The sequence below is a fragment of the Pseudomonas sp. HN8-3 genome, from assembly GCF_020790195.1.
GTDB lineage: Bacteria > Pseudomonadota > Gammaproteobacteria > Pseudomonadales > Pseudomonadaceae > Aquipseudomonas > Aquipseudomonas synxantha_A.
Genome location: NZ_CP086206.1, coordinates 1,234,552 through 1,249,955, shown reverse-complemented (window position 1 = coordinate 1,249,955; position 15,404 = coordinate 1,234,552). Strand labels below are relative to the sequence as shown.

Below are 15,404 nucleotides of genomic sequence, written 5' to 3'. Positions count from 1 at the left end.
CGCCGCCGAATCATCCTCACGCGTCGGCTTTCGGGGTCGACCCAAACGAGGCAAAGCGCTTGTTGAAGCCGGCAATGCGGCCTTCGGCTTGGGTCTTGCGCTGTTGGCCGGTGTAGACCGGGTGCGAAGCACTTGAAACATCCAACGGGATATAGGGATAGGTGTTGCCGTCGCTGTGTGTGTGGGTGCGGTCGCTGTCGGCAGTGGAGCCGATGAGGAAGTACACGTCGGCGGCGGTGTCGTGGAACAGTACGGTGCGGTAGTCGGGGTGGATACCAGCTTTCATAAGGCCTCCGGGGCGTTTGGGTGCATTAGACATGTTATACAGTAACACTAAAAACACCTACAAACGAGAACCGATTGCAATAATACCAGCAGGAAAAGTTCTAGCCGTTTCCTGGAGGTCCCTTTCCAGGAAATCGAGCTAATCCATGATTGAGCTCATCGGTTCAAACCAATCCGACTCAACTGCCGGTCGCCCCGAGTTTTGACTTAACCAAATCAGGCGTGGCTTCGTTGTGCTTCACTGCGTTGACATAGCCTTGAACGACCCCCACCAAATTCCCCCTCGCAGCACTGAAAAGTGCCTGGTCAAAACCATCAGCCCGAGTTTTATCGAACCCCTTCTTGGCCCCCTTCACAGCCTCCGCCAACCCCGCATTTGAGTCGCTGATGCCCAGGAGAATATTGCTCAGCCCCGGGATAAACCAGGTTCTCTTGCCGATCTTACCGGAAACATGCTGCAGGTTATCTTTGTTGGCGCCGCCCTGGGTGACATGGCGGTCGTTGGTACTGTCCAAGCGATGATGGTGCCGTAGGGCTGAATAACCTTGCTCCGTAAAGTCCTTCCACATGCCTGCCGGCGTGCCGTGCCGCGCATCACCGCTACGGGTGATGCCTTCAAGGTCGCCATTGTCATGGGCTTTGCCTCGGTGTTCGCCTGTAGTCGATAAAGACGTATCGATATAGTTAAGCACCCGCGCAGCGTTGAATGCGGCATCCGCTCGTGACTCAGGGTCTTTATTGTTGCTCGTCCAATCACCCAGAAGTTTGTAAGCCAATGGACGATTAATATCTTTTTGATGGCCGAGGTTTTTGAGGATCGGATTGTCGTTGATGATTTCGTCCGCAGTGCGGGTATCACCCGGTGGACGGCCAGTGGAGATTTCCGGCTTGCGACTCACATTCCGCTCAGGTTTCTCGATACCTTCCATTCGTTGATGTTCTTGGGCGACTTGCTCTCGTTGGGAGCCGGTTAATTGGCTTTTATCCCAGTTGGGAATGATCGGGATATAAATCGAGGCATGATGAGTATTGTTCGATGCCGATATCGATATAGACATAGGTAAGTCTCTCGCTCTGTTGTTATACATTCCTTCTGATTAACAGCGTCCTTAGTCTTACATTCGATGAATGGTGATTGGGCAGTCATAAGTTCCTCTATGAGGCTGATAGCTTTTTTTGTCTGGACTGATGCATAGACGCACAAATACGCGACTGAGCGATCAATCCTTGTCCGTGCTTAATCCAGAGGTGCAGAATGGGTGATCGACCTGAAGAGTCCGAACCCAAGGAAACCGTATGAGCCTGTCCTTGTTAAGCCGCTACGCCTTCTTTGCTGTGTGCGTCATTTTCACCCTCGCCAGCCTGCCCTTTATCGAACACGAATGGTTGTGGCCCATTACTCTGGTCACCGGCATCCTCAGCCTGATCGGCATTTTCGACCTGCTGCAAAGCCCCCACGCGGTGCGCCGCAACTACCCGATCCTGGGCAATATCCGTTACCTGGTGGAAGGCATCCGCCCGGAAATCCGCCAATACCTGCTCGAATCCGACAGCGACGCCCTGCCCTTCTCTCGGGCCCAGCGTTCGCTGGTGTATTCGCGCGCCAAGAACGAAACCGCAGACAAGCCCTTCGGCACCTTGATCGATGTATACCAGTCGGGCTTCGAATTTATCGGCCACTCCATGCGCCCGGCACCGTTGAGCGACCCCAGCGCATTTCGCGTGATGGTCGGCGGCCCGCAGTGCACACAACCGTACTCGGCGTCGGTGTTCAACATCTCGGCCATGAGCTTCGGCTCGCTGAGCGCCAACGCAATTCGCGCGCTCAACCAAGGTGCCAAACTCGGCAACTTTGCCCACGACACCGGTGAAGGCAGCATCAGCCCCTACCACCGTGAAAACGGTGGCGACCTGACCTGGGAACTGGGCAGCGGCTACTTCGGCTGCCGCACCAGCGACGGCCGTTTCGACCCGGAGCGCTTCGCCACGCAGGCGCAAAACCCGCAAGTGCGCATGATTGAAATCAAGATGAGCCAGGGTGCCAAGCCCGGCCATGGCGGGATCCTGCCCAAGCACAAGGTCACCCAGGAAATCGCCGACACCCGCGGCATCATGATGGGCGAAGACTGCATCTCGCCGTCACGCCACAGTGCGTTTTCCACGCCCATCGAACTGATGCACTTCATCGCCCAATTGCGTGAACTGTCCGGCGGCAAACCCGTGGGTTTCAAGTTCTGTCTGGGCCACCCGTGGGAATTCATGGGCATCGCCAAGGCCATGCTCGAAACCGGCATCCTCCCCGACTTTATCGTGGTCGATGGCAAGGAAGGTGGCACCGGCGCAGCCCCCGTGGAGTTCACCGACCATATCGGCGTGCCGCTGCGTGAGGGTTTGCTGTTTGTGCACAACACCCTGGTGGGCCTGAACCTGCGCGACAAAATTAAACTCGGCGCCAGCGGCAAGATTGTCAGTGCGTTCGATATCGCCAGCGTCCTGGCCATCGGCGCCGACTGGGCCAACTCGGCACGTGGCTTCATGTTCGCCATTGGCTGCATCCAGTCCCAGTCATGCCACACCAACAAATGCCCGACCGGCGTGGCCACGCAAGACCCACTGCGCCAACGTGCCTTGGTCGTGCCGGACAAGGCCCAGCGTGTGTTCAACTTCCACCGCAACACGCTGCACGCCCTGGCCGAAATGCTTGCCGCCGCAGGGCTCGATCATCCGTCGCAGTTGTCGGCCAAGCACTTGGTGCGACGCATGTCGGCAACAGAGATCAAACTGTTCTCGCAGCTGCATGTGTTCTTGAAGCCCGGCGAATTGCTCACGGGAGACGTGAACGGCGAGTTCTATTCGCGCATGTGGCAGATGGCGCGAGCAGACAGTTTTGAGCCCCATGAAACCGCTGCTGCCTGACGGACGCTTACCATGTTGAAAGTCATCGCTGAAGACTTTATCAAGCCCGAGCACCTGGAAACCGTGCGCCCGTGGTACGCCGAACTGGTGGAAAAAACCCGCCAGGAACCGCTGTGCGTTGCCTACGATCTGTTTGTCGATCAAAAAGACCCAGGGCATTTTATCTTTATCGAACAATGGCCTGATCAGGCGGCGCTGGATGCGCACTGCCAGACCGAGCACTTCAAACGGTTGGTGCCGCAGATCAACGCGTATCAGGCCAAGCCGTGCCGGGTTTTGCTGATGGCCCCTGTCTGAAAACAGCCCCGCACTGTCAACTCTGACAGTAGATGATCCTGCTCGGATGCAAAATACTTGAAGGCATACACCCTGCCCATGGACGGCGCAACCATGCCTTTAAGTTTAGCCTCATTACTACTCGTCTCCCTCCCGCTAGTGGCCGTAGCCCAGAATGATCCGGTCGAGGACCTACTAGCGAAAATGAGCCTTGAAGAAAAAATCGGCCAGCTCAGCCAACTCAGTATCCAGAGCACGCCTACCGGCCCCGTCATTGATCAAGGCGAACAGACGCAGATGCCAGTGGCCCTCGTGGGCTCGGTACTGGGGGCCAGCAGCGCGCAAGCTACCCGTCAGTTGCAGGAGCAGGTGGTTAACGGTTCCCGGCTGCATATCCCCTTGTTATTCGCTTATGACGTCGTGCACGGTTTTCGTACAGTGTTCCCGGTCCCCCTGGCGCTAGCCTCAGCCTGGGACCCGGACTTGGCCCAACGAACCGCTCGCGTGGCGGCCGTTGAGGCCACCGCCAGTGGCGTGCATTGGACCTTTGCGCCCATGGTCGATATTAGCCGTGACCCGCGTTGGGGCCGCGTGGTGGAAGGTGCTGGCGAAGATCCGTTCCTTGGCTCTGCATTGGCCGCCGCACTTGTGCACGGGTTCCAGGGTGCAGGTGCACCTGACATCTCATCCATGCTCGCTACGGCAAAACACTTTGTCGCCTACGGGGCTGCCGAAGGCGGTCGAGACTACAACGTCGCCGATCTGTCGGAGCGGACACTGAGAGAGGTTTACTTGCCTCCCTTCCAGGCAGCCGTCGCGGCCGGCGTCGATGCAATCATGCCGTCGTTCAACGAGCTGGCCGGCGTTCCCATGCACAGCCATACCGCCCTGCTGACCGGTCTGTTGCGCAAGCAGTGGGGGTTCGCCGGCTTGCTGGTCAGTGATTTCAATGCTGTCTGGGAACTGGGGCCACAAGGTATCGCCGGCACGCCAGCCGACACCGCACGACTGGCGTTCAATGCCGGGGTGGATATCGAGATGGCCAGTCAATCCTATCGCCTGCACCTGCCGACACTGGTGCGCAACGGCCAGGTGTCGCGTAAAAACTTGGATGACGCTGTGCGTCGCGTCCTCAAAGCCAAGCAGCGTCTGGGACTGTTCGATGATCCCTACCGGTACAGCGACGAAGCCCGCGAGCAGGCCAGCCAGCTAACGCCACAGCACCGTGCCCTGGCTCGAGAATCGGCACAGAAATCTATCGTCTTACTAAAAAACAACGACGCGCTGCTGCCGCTCTCCAAACAACCGGGCAAGGTCCTGGTGGTCGGCAGCCTCGCTTCGGACGCCAGCGCCACCATCGGCCCTTGGGCCGGGGCTGCCAACCCCGAAGACTCCGTCACGGTCTTGCAAGGCCTGCGCAATGCGGTAGCCCCTGGCACCGAGATTACTTACCTGCCCGGCGCTTCGCCCGTCAGCCCGCACCTCCAGGACATCACGCGGGTCGAAACAATCGCGCGTGACAGCGACCTGATAATCGCCGTACTCGGAGAAACCGCAGAACAGAGCGGCGAAGCCCATAGCCGCGCCGAACTCGGTCTACCGGGCGGGCAAAATGCGCTACTAAACTCATTACTGGAGACAGGGAAACCCTTGGTCATCGTCCTCATGAACGGCCGCCCCCTAGTGCTCGATGCTTCAGTGCAACAAGCCCATGCATTGCTCGAAACCTGGTTTTTGGGCAGCGAAACCGGAAATGCCGTGGCCGATGTGCTGTTTGGTGACGTCAACCCCAGCGGCAAGCTGCCAATGACCTTCCCTCGCCATGTGGGGCAGATACCCATTTACTACGCGCATAAAAATACAGGCCGCCCACCCAGCGGTGATGGCAGTTACGCATCCGCCTATATCGATGTGCCCTGGACACCGCTCTATCCATTTGGCTTCGGCCTGAGCTACACCTCGTTCAGCTACTCCTCCCCTCGCCTTAGTCACACTCGACTGGCGTCCACACAAACGCTGGGGGTTGAGGTCACCGTCACCAACACCGGCAAACGGGCAGGCGATGAAATCGTCCAGTTATACCTGCGCGATGACGTTGCCAGCGTCACCCGCCCAGTGCGCCGACTACGGGGTTTTCGCAAAATTCATTTGGCACCGGGCGAAAGTCGCAGCGTCAGTTTCTCCCTGGGCCAACAGGACTTTGCCTTGCTCGACGAGCATTTTTCACCGAAGGTCGAAGCTGGCGGTTTTACCGTCTTCGTCGGGCCGGATTCGACTACTGCCAACCAGGCGAATTTTGAGGTGAGCGATACGCGTCAGTTGCCTATCCGAGGCCAATCAGTCCCACCGGCGGTGCCAAACTGAATATGCCCACAGGTTGTTTCCTTACCCTCTCATCACTCACCGACAGCGCTCTTGGGACTGTGCTTGCTCGCCACTACAAATCACATAGAGCGCAAGCACATTATCTCCGGCAGCCTTACTCCAGAGGAGGCGCCAATCTGCAGGAATACGAGCTGCATCTGATTCAAATGCATGGTCAAAAGCCAACCACCATACTCGTTGCGCGCTCTTCAATGTTTGCAGGTTATCGAGATAAATTTCATCACTAAACTTCATTAAGGGCGCGTGAAAATCATTAAAGCCAGGACGGCCTGAGCGACCTTCCTTGAGCGGTGGCGTGTAAAACAGTACCGTTACTGACTTCCCGCTATAATATTCAGCGGCATAAAACAGGTAGACATCGCTTGCGACTAAGATGTCACCAGCGGCGACACCACTATTAAAATCTGCCATTAGTTCAGCTACCCTATTATCCGCCACACGCGAGGGGTTATTCATCGTATGAAAACCATTATAATTATTCCTCAACCCTGCAATTTCCAAACAAACACACACCCCTAAAACCACAGAAAAGACTAATTTATTTTTTATTCCCACTAGAGCAATAGCGATAACCATCGGCAACATCAGCGCAGCAAAAAACAGGTAGCGCTCAACAAATAGCGGGGTCCACAAAGATATTCCAATTGCCCCCAACAAGGTCGAAAACAGACATAGCACCATCAATAGACCAAATTTATGATGACTGCTATCCCCTCGCACGACCACTCCCCCCAAAAAAACTATGATTATCGGCAACAACCAATAAACTAATGAACTATACGTCAACCCATCATTCAGGGTGATAAATCGCCAGAACGCAGACGGCAGACTATAAACCGTCACCGGTTGAATCCAGCCCAGCGTTCCCTTGGCGATATGTTTCGTTAATGAGGGTACCCACGGCATGTAAAGCAATACGATCGCTATATTCGCCATCCACCAATCGAGGCGAAAAACGTAGCGCTGTCCTCCAAAAATACGGCAGCGTACTAGAAGGAGATATAACCAGTGGGACCCGACACAAAATATGGAAAAATAATGAGTATAAAATGCGGCCACTACGGCCAATACATAAACAATCAAATAACGTGCTCGCTCTGGATTACGCACCCAGTAAACCAAGGCCAGCGTGGCACTCGTCAGCTCCACGCCCAACAGACTATACATCCGGACGTCCTGACTATAACGTACAGCTATTGGCAAAAGTGCTAATAACAAACCGGCGACAATTGCGGCTCGCCCATTAGAAACCAAGCGCACCAACCAGATCCCCAACGCTACATTCAAGACCCCTAATGAAGCACTTAGACCACGCGTCCAGACCAACTCATCCCCCCCCACCAACATGATCCATCCATGCAAGATCAAATGATAAAGTGGCGGATGAACGTCAAATCCGCTCAACAACCAAATATCCGACAACGAGCATGTAGCCAAAATCAAGCTAAACCCTTCATCTGACCAAATAGAGGCGTCCGTAAGATGATAAAACCGAACCAACCCAGCGACACACAGAACCGTAAACAGAAGCAATGCCCTGTACGTTATATTGCCTACATATTGCACACTCGCACTAGCGGATTTCATGGTTCCTTTCCCGTTGCACTGACGCATCCTGAAAGTTCAAACTGCGCACGGTATTTTTGACCACATACCGCGGCCGATGCTTCGCCTCTATATAAATCCGCCCTATATATTCCCCCAATATCCCAATCCCAATCAGTTGCACCCCGCCCAAAAACAAAATCGCAGTCATCAACGACGGATACCCCGGCACGTCATTGCCAAACAACACCTTGTCCACAATCAAAAACCCGGCATACACCAACGCCAATAACGAAATTGCGCCGCCGATATAACTCCACAACCGCAACGGCAAGGTACTGAACGAGGTAATCCCGTCCAGCGCCAGGTTCCACAGTTTCCAGCCGTTGAACTTGCTCTGCCCCGCAGCTCTGGGAGCACGATCGTATTCAACGATGGCCACCGTGAACCCCGCCCACGACAGCACGCCTTTCATGAACAGTTGCTGTTCCGGCAGCGCCTTGATCACGTCCACGACCTTGCGGTCCATCAACCGGAAGTCACCGACGTTTTCTTCGATATGGGTATAGGCGATAAGGTTGAGCAAACGGTAGAACAGCGACGCGGTGTTACGCTTGAGGTAACCGTCGCTGGAGCGGTCGCGCCGTTTGGCCAGCACCATATCGGCGCCCCGCTGCCACTCGGCGATCAGCCGTGGGACGACGTCCACCGGGTCCTGCAGGTCCACATCCATCGGTACCACCGCGTCGCCCGTGGCGTATTCCAGCCCGGCGAACAAGGCAGCTTCCTTACCGAAATTGCGTGAGAAGTTGATCAGCATTACGTCGTGATCAACCAACGCCAGCGTCTCGGCGGCTTCGGCAGTACCGTCGGTGCTGCCATCGTTGATAAATACGATTTCAACGGTGTGGGCCTGCAACGACGGTTCTTGCCGAACCGCACGGTAGAAATCGGCCACCGTCTGTTCCTCGTTGAACACCGGTACCACCAACGAGATCTTCATTGGCCACGCTCGCGAAACACCACCCACCGTGACAGCAGAAAACCGCACAGCAGGCTGAACAGTGAAAACACCAGCACAGTGATAAGCCCTGGCATGTGCAAATGATCACCCAGCCAACCTACCCCCAGGCTTAGCACTCCCATGCACGTCATGAACAGCAGGTAGCGGCCCAGGGAAACCGGCATGTCAAAGGTGAACAAGGCATTCACATAAAACGAGAAGGATGCCGCCACACAGAATGCCAGAAGATTGCTCAGCGCCTGGCTGAACTCAAACCCTGCCCGCAGCATAAAAAACAACTGCCAATGGATCACCGTATTGGCGACACCGATCACTGTGTAACGAGTGAAACCTTTCCATAGCCGGGCCATACCGTCGTCCTTTGCGGTTGCGTGTTAGCAAGCCACGGCGCGCCTTTTGCGTCTACTGTCAAGGTTGACAGGTGCCCTTATCTACAACTGAGACATTCAGTAATATCCAACCTTTGCAATTGCTTACAAATACCGCCAACCTGCGCCCGCTCGACGTGCCGCGTACGACAACGCGCGCGCTCACCTATCGTCATTCAACTACTTGTTCAAGAGCCCGCTGCCATGCTGAACGGACGCGACCCGCGCATCGATTTTTTTCGGGGCCTGGCGTTGATCTTCATTTTCTGGGATCACGTCCCCCACAACCCTCTTGGCCTGATCACTCTGCGCAACTTCGGCTTCAGCGACGCGGCGGAGGTCTTCGTGTTTCTCGCCGGGTTCGCCTCGGTGCTGGCCTACGGCAAGGTCATGCAGCGAGAAGGTTATTGGATGGCCTGCCTGAAAATCCTGCGCCGCACCTGGGTGTTGTATGTGGTGCATATTTTCCTGCTGGCCATGCTGATGGGTATCGTGTTCTTCGCCAACAACCATGTAGAAACTCGCGACCTGGTGGCGGAGATGGGCCTGACGCACTTCGTCACCCACCCGCAACAGGCACTGACCGACGAACTGCTGTTGCGCTTCAAGCCCAACCTGATGGATCCGTTGCCGTTGTACATCGTCTTGCTGGCTGGTTTGTCCGTGGTGCTGCCGCTGATGGTGCGCGCGCCCTGGGCCGTGGTGAGTGTCTCGCTGGTGGTATACCTGATGGCGCCGTGGATGGGCTGGAACCTGCGCGCCATTGCCGATGGCGTGTGGTATTTCAACCCTGTTACCTGGCAATTGCTGTTTGTGCTGGGGGGCGCCGCGGCGATTTACAGCCAGCGGCCCAGCGCGCCCGAGACACGCCCCTTACAGCGCCAGCCGCTGTTCGTCGCGGCGGCGCTGTATGTGGTGGTAGCCGGCGTGATCACGCTGTCGTGGCTCTGGCCTGAAATCCATGATGCGGTGATGCCCACCACGCTCAGCAACCTGCTGTACCCCATCAGCAAGACCAACCTGTCACCGGTGCGTCTCGTGCACTTTCTGGCGCTGGCCTATGTCACCGCCAAGCTGTTACCAAACCCGCAATGGACGCAAAACCGTCTGGCTGAACGGATTTGCCAGATGGGCCGTTATTCCCTGGAAGTGTTCTGCCTGGGCGTGGTGCTGGCGCCACTGGCGGACATGCTCAATGCCCAGGCGGATGACGCCGTGTTCATGCAACTACTCACAGCCTTGCTCGGTGTGGTGCTGATGTCAGCCCTCGCGGCCTGGATGGAGTTCAACAAACACCTCAACCAGACGCCACGCCCCTTGAAGCGAGACAAGCCAAATAGTTAATGCCCGCCTCGCTGCGCAGGAGCAAACGGCCCGGGCGATGATCTGACGTTGTAGTCATAAGCCAACAGGTTTCTCTTTTCGACGCCCCAATTGTGCAATCAGGTAGGCGACGGAGTCGGCGTTGTTAAGCACCGTAAGGATGCGTTTAAGCGGATCGGTACGGAAAACTCGCCGGGCATCGACGAGGGTCTGGGTGCCTGTGACGCTGAGCAGCCTGTCGAGCACATGCTGTGTTGACGTGCCCTGGGCAGGGTCTGATTTGAGGCCGGTTGCAACATCGACAACCTGGAACAACTCATGGGTCGGAGTATTGAGCGACAGTCTTGAAATATGGCGCTTTTCCAGGGCTGCTTTTGTGTTACTGCCCTCAGGGGTTTGCGGATCAATCAGGTCATCAAACGGATGGCCTGAATGCACGTAAGCCAAGTCCAACGTCGCACAGACATGATGAGTGACTTCGTGAATGAGGGTGGTCGCACGGGCGTGGGCGCTGACATAGAACGGCTTGGTCAACAAATGACTGTATTTCAGACCCGGGTTGAAAAACGTCTCGGTCAAGTACACCAGTTGAAGGGGGTCGGGGACAATCGTAAAGGCCATCAACGTGTGTCCACCCTGAGGAGCCGGCAACCGCGATCGGCCAATGACAAATCGCGTTGAGTCCGAGGAGGTCAGTGAGGGCTCCATCAACGCAGTGCAGACCGTATCGACGATCTCCTGAATTTTTTCAAGGTGTTCGACCTCGAGCGTCTGCAAGCCGAAAAACGTTTTGATCTGTTTGACCAGCTCAGGGGCAGCAAGGGGAGTTTGTGTGATCAGGCGCAAATTTTCCTGGGCGTTCTTTGCATAAAACGTCGCCAAGGCAAGTGCATCGATGATAAGCCAGGATTCCCGAGCGTAAAGCGCTCGTATCTCGCGCATCCCGCTGGCCAATACATTCATACTCGAGCGCGCAAATGGCTCGGAGTAGAAGCGATTAAGCAATCGCGCAATTGTCCGTCGCCCCGTCAGCACTGGGCCAGCGCTACTGAGCATCCACTGTTGTCGAGGGTTGCGCTGTACCTCAGGACCGACTTCGCCATCACCGATGATGCGCCAACCCTGGCCATGCTTGATGACTTCGAACACCTTCCCTGCCACCGCCGCGTAGTAATGGTTGGAGGTCGATCGATAAAGGTTGAGTGAGGTGTCTTTGATCAGGCTGGCCAAGCTCGGCTCAAGGACTTCGAAACGCTGGAGCCGGGTGCGGGAAGCAGCGGTAATGTCCAGCGCGGGCCAGGACACCACAGAGGTCGCAGGTGTGGAAGGCGGCGGGATCGGCTCGGGTGCCGGGGGCATGCCGCCCTCTGATACGGGAGGCATGGAATCGCTCAAATCGGCCAGCGCGGCGACACCACCGATGAAATGACCCAGTGCCTCATGCCATTGGTGGCTTTGCAGCTCCTCGGCAGAAGCCTTGAACAGTTTATAGCTCTGCCAGACCACCAGGGGGTAGGCCAGTTTGCCGGCAAAAAATACAGTGGCCGCCTGCACGCCCTCAGAGAACACGGCCTTGGCCGTATCCCAGGCAGTGCCTGCATCAGCGGCTTTTTGGCAGCCCAACAGCGTTGTCAGCAGCTCGACATTGTCGGTGAACAGCTGTTTGAACAGCGGCGTGTTGATGGGGTTGCTTGCCAGCTGCAGGGTGGTGCTGGCCAGGGGTTGCTCCAGTGCGCTTGTCAGTGCCGCTTGGTCAACGGTCGAGACCCCCAGCCGAACCCAACGCTGTAATGCGCCGGCGGCTGTCAGTTCGGCACGGAGTGCGGCCTCAACGGTGTATTCCTTGAGGGTGTAGCCTGGACTATAGGGGGCATAAAGGATTTGAGGCCCCTCGTCACCGGAGGCGGAGCCGATCAAATAAGCCCCGGGAATCTTGATGGTTTTCTTCCCGTCATCCACCAGCAGTTCCAGAGGGCGGATCATGGCGTTGGCATTCACTACTGTCGCACGGGCGATCGCATCGGGCATATCCATGATCTGTTGAATGAGCCCGAAGGCCGTTGGTGAAAGCTGGTCTTGCAACCTCATGCCGTGAGCGTATTGCATCAATTGCCACGGCAGTTGCTTGGCGAATCGCGTATAGCGTTGCTCGAAGCCCGGGCTGGCAGGGCCCAGGAAGGACTTGATGTATGTTTGGTAAGCCACGTTGATGTTCAACGCCTGTATCCGCGTTTTCAGCGTCTGCGCATCCAGGGTGGATGGCAACGGCGTTGTACCGGTGCTGGCGAAGAGGGGCACCTCATCCTTCCAGTACGACTGATGACTCAAGGCATAGTCCAGCAGCGACTGGTTGCGGGCAGGTGTACTGCCCTGCGCCGGTAGCCCGACTTCGACTTCATCAGGTGTGACGCTGTCCTGAACGTCAAGGTCCTTGAGTAACGTGCTGAGTTTCTTGAGCGTGAACTGAGCCAGTGAGTCGATCCCGTGCAGGTAATCCTGATGGTCGGTGACGTTGTTTCGATACTGCTCCAGCAATTCGACGTACAGCTGTTGATCCACAGCATGGGCTTTGCCCAACCATTGCAAACCCTGTTGCTGGATCATGGCCTGGACCATGTCCTTGGCACGCTGCACGTTGGTGGGCGCCAGGCTTTGTGTGGCTTGAACCTGCCAGAGCTTACGCAACTGATCGACCGATAGCTGCATGGACAGGATTTGCGCCAGTTCACGGTCTTTTTGTTGAGCGTAGGTTCGTTGCAAGTGCTCAACGAGGTTGTCTTCGATCAGTTCAAGGGAACTGAATGCATAGCTCGGTTGTGCCTCCCAGTCCGGTGGCGCCAGGTTCGCCAGGAAAGCCTGTCGCTCGTTCGGGATTGCCAGGCGTCGATCCATCTCTGCTTTGAAGTCATTCAATGAGCAGAAGCTTTCCAGGCCCAACGCGGGCGTCCACAGCAGCGTGCGGCCCGAATATCGAAGATCAAGCCCGCCGCGCTCGGTCAGCACGAAACAGTTATTGAGTACCAGCGGGGTATTCTGCCCAGTCGGTACGACCTGCAAAGAAAACGCATCAGGGCGGAACCCATTGACGCCAGGGCGTAAGTCTCTGGCGTAAATACCTAACACGGTCAAAAGCACTTCGTAGTCGAGGGGCAATAAAGCGTTGTTCCAAAGCCTGACTTGCACTTCCCCTGTCAAGCCCATCTCCATTGCCTTTCTCAGCAAGGGCTGCATGTTGGGGGACACGCTGTGGGTTCTACGCAGGTACTGTTTAAACCCACCGACTGCACTGTTGATCAGCGTATTGAAGGTAGCGGCGTCCATACCTGAGACCTTGGTGGCGGGTTTGCCAGGAGGGGTTGAATAGACGTGAGTGTTAAGCGGATCGATGAGTGGACCCACTTCGCCACATAAGCGCGCCAGAAAATAGTCAACCATACTGCTCGATGAGAGCAGTTGAGGTTTGTCAGTGCCATTTGAAGGGTTGCTGTATTGGCGTACCGAGAGGCACGCGGCCTGCAACTCTTGCTGCTTGATAGCGTACAGTTTGGTATTGAGATAGGTGATAACGGAACGCTCCAGCGAGGGGCGAAACGATAGGTGTTGTTCGATTTCGGCAGTGACGTTTTCGAGTAAATGCACCGTTGTGCGCATTGCAGCAAGCGTTGGTGGAATCCTGGGTTCAGTCACCGTCGCCGTCCAGGTCTCTGTCAACTGGGTACTCCAACGCCCCATGGGTTCGAAGGTCAGTAATGTTGGATCAATCATTCCACGTACATCCAGCACATGATCAACCAGGGCATCGAGGTCCATCGTGCCCTGGCTCAGGCGATACTGATCGAGGGCGTATTCAAGGTTGCGACCTTGTTTTTCAATGATGCCCTCCATGATGCGTTGGAAAATAACCCCGGTGATGGGGCCTTTGGTGACTTCGCAGGCCAGCAGGTCGACTTCGTTATAGCGTTCCGGCCTGGACAGATGCTTTCTCCAGGCATCGGCATGCTGCCGGGGGTTGAGACTATCGAGAAGGTGGGTTTTCAGGGCGCTCAGATCGGTAAACGATCGCAGGCCCTGGAGGGGGGTATAGAGCAGCCAGGGCGAGCCATTGTCGCTTTTGTTACTACTGATGATAAGTGTGCCTGCCAGCTCGGCGGGGGTCTGTCCGGGCTCACTCAGCAGTGCCTTTTCAACATCGATCGCAGGAGCAAGCGTTGTCGCAGGCAGCGCAGCCTTGAGCGGCAAGGCCTGTAGTTGCAGACGCTGCTCAACCGTAATCGTAGTTTGCTGTTGTTGCTCCAGCGCCACCGTGAAAAAGGCATTGGCCATGGCGTTGGTAAAAAGTTGTAGCCGTGAGAACCCAGCGGCGGCCGGCAGCGTCCAAAATGTCTTGGGCTGTTGCTTCATATATGCTTTCAAGCCCTGGGCCAATCCCTGGACTGATACGTCCCAACGCAACTGATCATCAGCTTCCTGAGTAGGCTGCTGGGGGTTGTGGTAGCGCCGGGTTTCACCCACAGGCCAGCCATTGGCGACAAAATACCTGAGGACAGTTTCGCTCAAGGAGCGGGTGGTCGTGTGTCGGGACGTTGGCGAATCAGAATTGCCTGATTCGCTGGATGCGTCGATGACATAACTCTGCACTTGGATTTGGCGCTGATCGCCCCCCGTAAAAGACTGCGCCAACTTAGAGGAAATGTATTCATCCAGCAGAGAAGTGAAACTGGGCAGCTTGAGCAGCTCCTCGCGCATCAAACGAGCATTTTCGAGCAGGTTATTGGAGAGGGTCGCATGTTGTGCTTCGAAGACAGCGCCAGCCACGGTATGTTCGGTAATCGTCAGGGTTGCAGTAGGCGTCAGGGTGACTTGCTGGGAGATGGAAAGGTAATCAAGCAACGCTTGGCGCTGCGACGAGTCTTTGAGCCACGACTTCAGTTGCGTCTTGAGGATTTCATGGCTTTCCAGCTTTTCCAGACCACGAGCGGGTGTATAGAGAACAACCCCGCCTTCTGGGGCGGGGCTCATGACGAATGCACCCGCCAATTCAATAGCCGGTTGACCAAGCACATTCAGTTGCAGGGTTTGGACGTGCATCGGCGCTTTGTGCGCCCGCCGCAAAGCATCGGTGGCCAGATAGACCGAGTCGAACCAGTCAAGGTCCTTCAGGGTAAAGTTGCGTGAGCGTTGGCGCTCGCTTAGCTGCGTGCGATCTGTTTGGGTTTCGCTGAAAAAATACGATGGGGTGTCAGTGCTCATCGAGTGCTCTCCGTGCCGGATTGGCTGCTGAA

Annotated in this window: 10 protein-coding genes; 4 read left to right on the top strand and 6 right to left on the bottom strand. The window is 56.2% G+C overall.

Annotated elements, in window-relative coordinates; translation table 11 throughout:
• Positions 1-16: 16 nt before the first annotated feature.
• Both LJX92_RS05435 and LJX92_RS05430 read right to left on the bottom strand, forming a co-directional pair.
• Positions 17-286, bottom strand: coding sequence for a type B 50S ribosomal protein L31 (locus LJX92_RS05435; protein WP_078820386.1), 270 nt, complete (start codon positions 284-286; stop codon positions 17-19).
• A gap of 178 nt (positions 287-464) precedes the next feature.
• Complete coding sequence (locus LJX92_RS05430; RefSeq protein ID WP_228309388.1) at positions 465-1,343, bottom strand: hypothetical protein; 879 nt, start codon at positions 1,341-1,343, stop codon at positions 465-467.
• A 238-nt stretch (positions 1,344-1,581) separates the two neighbouring features.
• On the opposite strand from LJX92_RS05430, the gene LJX92_RS05425 reads away from it, so the two are divergent.
• From LJX92_RS05425 to LJX92_RS05415, 3 genes are all read left to right on the top strand, one after another.
• A complete protein-coding gene (locus LJX92_RS05425) occupies positions 1,582-3,201 on the top strand; it encodes an FMN-binding glutamate synthase family protein (protein WP_078820385.1) in 1,620 nt (539 codons plus the stop codon).
• A gap of 12 nt (positions 3,202-3,213) precedes the next feature.
• Entirely contained in the window at positions 3,214-3,498 is a 285-nt protein-coding gene (locus LJX92_RS05420; RefSeq protein WP_032877566.1) for a putative quinol monooxygenase, read from the top strand.
• Positions 3,499-3,576: 78 nt separating this feature from the next.
• A complete protein-coding gene (locus LJX92_RS05415) occupies positions 3,577-5,841 on the top strand; it encodes a glycoside hydrolase family 3 N-terminal domain-containing protein (RefSeq protein ID WP_323134843.1) in 2,265 nt (754 codons plus the stop codon).
• Between the two features lie 36 nt (positions 5,842-5,877).
• Here LJX92_RS05415 and LJX92_RS05410 read toward each other — a convergent pair whose 3' ends face one another.
• Genes LJX92_RS05410 through LJX92_RS05400 form a run of 3 tightly spaced genes read right to left on the bottom strand, consistent with a single transcriptional unit; the run spans position 5,878 to position 8,781 of the window.
• The gene (locus LJX92_RS05410) at positions 5,878-7,449 is read right to left on the bottom strand and encodes a glycosyltransferase family 39 protein (protein ID WP_228309387.1); all 1,572 of its coding nucleotides are present in this window, start codon (positions 7,447-7,449) and stop codon (positions 5,878-5,880) included.
• The gene (locus tag LJX92_RS05405) at positions 7,436-8,410 is read right to left on the bottom strand and encodes a glycosyltransferase family 2 protein (protein WP_032877569.1); all 975 of its coding nucleotides are present in this window, start codon (positions 8,408-8,410) and stop codon (positions 7,436-7,438) included. Before LJX92_RS05405 ends, LJX92_RS05410 begins: the two co-directional genes overlap by 14 nt.
• Positions 8,407-8,781 (bottom strand): GtrA family protein, encoded by a 375-nt coding sequence (locus LJX92_RS05400; RefSeq protein ID WP_032877571.1) that lies wholly within the window; start codon positions 8,779-8,781, stop codon positions 8,407-8,409. Before LJX92_RS05400 ends, LJX92_RS05405 begins: the two co-directional genes overlap by 4 nt.
• Before the next feature lie 222 nt (positions 8,782-9,003).
• Between LJX92_RS05400 and LJX92_RS05395 the strand changes: the two genes are divergently transcribed.
• Entirely contained in the window at positions 9,004-10,143 is a 1,140-nt protein-coding gene (locus tag LJX92_RS05395; protein WP_148853368.1) for an OpgC domain-containing protein, read from the top strand.
• A 54-nt stretch (positions 10,144-10,197) separates the two neighbouring features.
• On the opposite strand, the gene LJX92_RS05390 is transcribed toward LJX92_RS05395, so the two are convergent.
• Positions 10,198-15,372 carry a dermonecrotic toxin domain-containing protein gene (locus tag LJX92_RS05390; protein ID WP_228309386.1) on the bottom strand — a complete coding sequence of 1,725 codons (5,175 nt, stop codon included), beginning with the start codon at positions 15,370-15,372 and terminating at the stop codon, positions 10,198-10,200.
• Positions 15,373-15,404: the final 32 nt, after the last annotated feature.